Origin of the sequence: uncultured Desulfovibrio sp., from assembly GCF_949282365.1 — a bacterium.
Classification (GTDB): Bacteria; Desulfobacterota; Desulfovibrionia; order Desulfovibrionales; family Desulfovibrionaceae; genus Desulfovibrio.
Map to the genome: position 1 here is coordinate 1 of NZ_CASDOY010000089.1, position 3,369 is coordinate 3,369.

2 protein-coding genes and 1 pseudogene are annotated in these 3,369 nt (G+C 64.1%); all 3 read left to right on the forward strand.

Annotated features, from left to right (window positions below):
* Positions 1 to 441: 441 nt before the first annotated feature.
* A pseudogene (locus tag Q1X76_RS10125) lies at positions 442 to 891 on the forward strand (contractile injection system protein, VgrG/Pvc8 family); the annotation flags it as partial.
* 73 nt (positions 892 to 964) lie between these two features.
* Positions 965 to 3,034: a type VI secretion system Vgr family protein gene (gene tssI, locus Q1X76_RS10040; RefSeq protein WP_300719758.1), complete on the forward strand. Its 2,070-nt coding sequence runs from the start codon at positions 965 to 967 to the stop codon at positions 3,032 to 3,034.
* Positions 3,024 to 3,369 (forward strand): hypothetical protein (locus tag Q1X76_RS10045; RefSeq protein ID WP_300719756.1); only part of this gene is annotated, 346 nt, incomplete at its 3' end. The genes tssI and Q1X76_RS10045, both read left to right, overlap by 11 nt.

The following is a 3,369-nucleotide window of genomic DNA, read 5'->3' on the forward strand; positions in this document are numbered from 1 at the left end:
GGCGGCACATGCCGCACAAAAGGGAGGCTTCAGCCTCCCTTTTTTTTTCGCGCCCGTGCCGGAGCGCACCGCTTCCAGCTTCGGGACAAGTACCCCAAGCGGGAATATTGCACCCAGTACGGCGAGTCGGCCTAGAGCATTTTCAGTTTGGAACGCTTCACGTTCCAAATCATACGGCCTGGCGTTTCGCGGAAAAAACGCGATTTTTCCGCGTGGTTTCGGCCGGGCGGCGCTGTGCCGCCGCCGCGCATTTTGCCTTTTCCACAGGCAAAATGCTCTACCGGCAGACGCGACGAAAGACCACGGCTTGACGCTCCCCGTCTGATAAATTATAAATCTATATAAATTTACTAATATGCGATCCGACCGGACGGCTCGCCGCACTGGGCTGCGGCCTCAGCCCGCACGGCGGAGAGGGGAGACCGTATGGCTTTCAACGGCATGTACGCCAACCGCCACTGGTTCACCTGCGGGATAGACGCCGGCGGAGGAGAGCCGGAAAACCTCGACGTCTACGCCTTTCACGGCAGGGAACAGGTCAGCGACGGCTACATCTTCAACATCGAGGCCGTCACGCGCAGGGCCAATGTCGATATCCCGCGCCTGCTCGGCTGTCCCTGCCATCTGGACATCACCGACAAAAGCGGCGGCACACGCCATCTGCACGGTCTGGTCCGGCAGATGAAGCAGATGCACACCGCCAACTCCGTCACCCACTATCTGCTGGAAGTGACGCCGCGCCTGTATTTCCTCAAGAAAACGCAGGATCACCGCATCTACCAGCACATGACCGTCCCCGACATCATCCAGCAGGTACTGAACAAGCACGGCTTCCCTGAGGAAGCCTACATCTTCCAGCTTCGGGACAAGTACCCCAAGCGGGAATATTGCACCCAGTACGGCGAGTCGGACTATCACTTCATCTGCCGCCTGGCCGAAGAGGAAGGCATAAGGCGGGCTGCCCATCCCCGGAGAAAGCCGCCTCCGCTTTTACTCCGGTTCCGGCCAGCCGGCGGACACGGCGGTCATCGCCCGGCTGGAACTGAACCACCGCATCAGCAGCGACAGCGCGACGCTCCGCGACTGGAACTTCACGACACCCTCCGCGGACCTCACCAGCCACGAAGCGGACACCAGCACGCCGCCGGCCCAGGCCCGGCCGCTGGAGACCTACCAGTTCCCCCACCTCTACCAGGCCCGCCGCGAAGGGGAGCATTACGCCGCTGTGCAGATCCTGCGCCAGACGAGCCGGAGCCACTGGGTGGAATGCCGCTCGGACGCCTCACGCCACACGCCGGGCTACGTCTTCGAGCTTTACGGCCATCACCGCCAGGACGTCAACCGCTCCTGGTGGATCACCGAGGTGCGCCATGAGGGGCGGCAGCCCGCCGTGCTCGGCAACGAGGCTCCGGAAGAACGCGGCCTGGAATACGCCGCCTGGCTCAGGGCCATCCCTTCGGAGACCCGCTTCGTGCCGGAGCAGAGGCACCGCAAGGTCCGCATCGAGGGCGTCCAGTCGGCCATCGTCACGGGCCTGGGCGGCGAGGAGGTCCACTGCGATGCGTATGGCCGGGTCAAGGTGCGCTTCCACTGGGACAGGACCGGCCCGAACGACGAGAGATCCTCCTGCTGGGTCCGGGTCTCGTCCGGCCTTGCGGGGGAAGGCTTCGGCGCGATCCAGCTGCCGCGCATCGGCCAGGAAGTGCTGGTGGAGTTCATGGAAGGCGACCCGGACCGCCCCATCATCACCGGCCGCGTCTACAACGCCGCCCACATGCCGCCCTGGCATCTGCCCGAACAAAAGCACCTTTCCGGCCTGCAAAGCAAGGAATTCCACGGCGGCCAGCGCAACCAGCTCGTGCTGGACGATACGCAGGGCCAGGTCCAGGCCCAGCTTTCCAGCGACCACGGCCTCTCGCAGCTCAACCTCGGCTACATCACCCGTTTGCGGCACGACAAGGGACGAGAGGACTTCCGCGGCAAGGGATTTGAACTGCGCACGGACGAATGGGGGGCCATCCGGAGCGGCAAGGGCCTGCTGCTCAGCACGGACGCCCGCAACAAGGCTGCCGGCAAGCAACGGGACCTCGTGGAGGCCGACCGGGTATTGCAGGCCGCCGTCCGGCAGCATGCGGAACAAGCCCGCATCGCCGTTGCCCGCAATGCGCAGGAAGCGCAGGATGCGGCCTCCCCGGCGGAGGCCCTGGAACGCCAGCAACGGGAAATAGCGGGCAGTGCGGCGGAAGGCGAGCTCTCCGCGCCGCACCTTGTGCTGTCCAGCCCGGCGGGCATTGCGCTGTCCACCTCCCAGGCCCTGCATCTGGCAGCCAGCGAACAGGTGGCCGTGAGCGCGGGCAGCGACGCCTCCCTTGCCACATCCCGCTCGTTCTTCGTTACCGCGCTCAAAAAAATAAGTCTCTTTGCGCGGAATATGGGCATCAAGATCTTTTCCGCCAAGGGCAAGGTGGAGATCCAGGCGCAAAGCGATGACCTGGACATCATTGCCGACAAGGTCCTGCGCCTCATCAGCGCGAACAAGAATATCGAGGTGGGCGCGCAGGGGGAACTCCTCCTGCACGCTGGGGGCAGCTACATCCGGCTGGATCAGAGCGGCGTCACCATCGGCTGCGCCGGCCCCCTGCGGCTGCGCACGGCGGATCAGGTGCAGACGGGGCCGCATACCCTCTTCAAACCCTTTGTGCGGGAATTGCAGGAATGGCCCGGCGGCATCGTCCGGCTCGACCACCGTTACCACGACAATGACCCCATACAAAATGCGCCCTTTGAAGCACTGCTTTCCGACGGGACCATCCGCAAGGGCGTGCTGGACAAGCAGGGCAAGGCCGAGCTGCACGACGTGCCGCCAGGGCCTGTCCGGGTGACCTTCGGCCCGGATGCCCGGCCGTATACCGCCGTCCCCGGCCCGCGCAACCCGCTGTACAAGGGCACGCTCTCCGCCGCCGAGCGGGAGGAGCTCATTGCCCGTCATCTTGCCTCGCGCGGCTCGCAGGGAGGAGAGCGCAATGTCCGATAGCAGCGCATATCCCTGGATGTACTATTACGACCAGAAAGAGTTCCAGGAGGCCATGCCCTCCCTCATGGAGGTGGGGGACTGGATCTGCGGCGTCGTGATGGGCGAATTCAATGAGGACCCGAAGGTCTCGCAGATCATCACCGACATGGCGATCAGTTTTGCCCCGGGCATAGGCGAACTCTGCGATATCCGGGACATCATCGCCGTACTGCTGCGCTGGTACAATGATCCGCGCAAGATGCAGGATCCCCTGGAATGGATCACGTTTGCAGGCTGCGCCATCGGCCTTGTTCCCGTCGTCGGCTGGCCGCTGAAAACGACGGCGCGTTTCATAG